Source organism: Segatella cerevisiae, assembly GCF_024054555.1.
GTDB lineage: Bacteria > Bacteroidota > Bacteroidia > Bacteroidales > Bacteroidaceae > Prevotella > Prevotella cerevisiae.
In genome coordinates this window covers 1-1322 of the sequence record NZ_JAMXLY010000108.1, presented here as the reverse complement: position 1 = coordinate 1322, position 1322 = coordinate 1, and the positions used below count along the sequence as shown (strand labels likewise).

Here is a 1322-nt window from a genome sequence, read left to right as displayed (position 1 = left end):
CACTAGTGTCTCTTAATATATGTTAATCGTATGTAAAGTCAATACTAAGCTGCTGCTCGTCGCCATCAGTCTGCTCTCGATCCAAAGGTTCGAAGAGCTCCCGGATGGTATCCTTGACAAGCAATGCACTACCCATGATGCGCATGACCTCAACCACCGGTCTGTCCAGTTTGAAGTCATGTTCCACGATAGCAATGAGACAGTATGTAATGATGGCGACATGTATCTGGATTCGGACAGCATTCTCAGAAGTGCCCCAAAAAGATTTGACCTTGAGATGCTGCTTAATCCATTTAAAGAACAACTCCACCTGCCATCTGTATCGGTACAGAAGAGCAATATCTTTGGCTTTAAGGTAGAAGTTGTTTGTATAGTATGTGAACGACCGCTGAAGTTCCGAAGCATAATAGACAATCCTGCGAAGCTCTGTCGGATAGTTGTTCTTGTTCCTTTTTCCTGTAAGACGGATGGTCTGGTCTCTGAGGACATTGTCCTCTCCGTTAAGGAGATCATTTCCACTGATGATCTCATAGTCAGGCTTGCCTTTCTCCCTGATAATGAAGAAGGCCCGGGATTGTTCAATGGCGAAGAGCCTGGTGAGGTCAAAGTAGCCCCGGTCAAAGACATAGCAAGCCAATGGCTCGTATGTAATCCAGTCCATGGCTTTGGTATCATGTACCTTGGCAGTCGTAATTCTGTAGAAGACAGGTATCTCCGTGACAATGTCAATCTGCGTGTGGATTCTGACTCCGGACTTTGTACTTCTGAAGTGAGCCCACTCAAACATGGACATGCAGAGGTCAATGGTAGTCGAGTCAACGGCATAGAATCGTCCATGGAGTTCAAAACCTCCGGTGATTCTTCGCTTCTGAGCCAAAGACACCATGTGGAAGGCAAACTCTTCAAAGATGCGATAGTCTCTGAGGGAGTTCGCTTTGGACAAGGTATTTCTTGTGACAGGACTTTTGCCAAATCCAAGATGATAAGATCTTTTTCCATGTGCAACCGTAATATCCGTAAGCTCACGAAGACTGTTGCAACCGATGAGTTGACCAAACATCAGTACCAGAAGATGGCTCCAGTGAGAGAAGCTCCATTTCCTGGTCCGGTCTTCGTACTTGTCGACCAGTCTTCTGAAATATCTCTGAGGCAGGAACATTGTAAGTTGTGTGAAGAGGTAATGTCCGGAATGCATACTTTGTATATTTTGAATATGCGTGCAAAGGTACCCAATTCAAATGTCGGACATACTTTTCTGAATCTAAATTATTGTGCATGAGAACAATACAAAAAAAAATAAATAATTTTAAGAGACACTAGTG

General features: G+C 44.1%; 1 protein-coding gene. It reads right to left on the bottom strand.

Features of this window, described 5'->3' with window-relative positions; genetic code table 11:
• Positions 1–22 precede the first annotated feature (22 nt).
• Entirely contained in the window at positions 23–1195 is a 1173-nt protein-coding gene (locus NG821_RS12535) for an IS4 family transposase (protein WP_252761991.1), read from the bottom strand.
• Positions 1196–1322 lie beyond the last annotated feature (127 nt).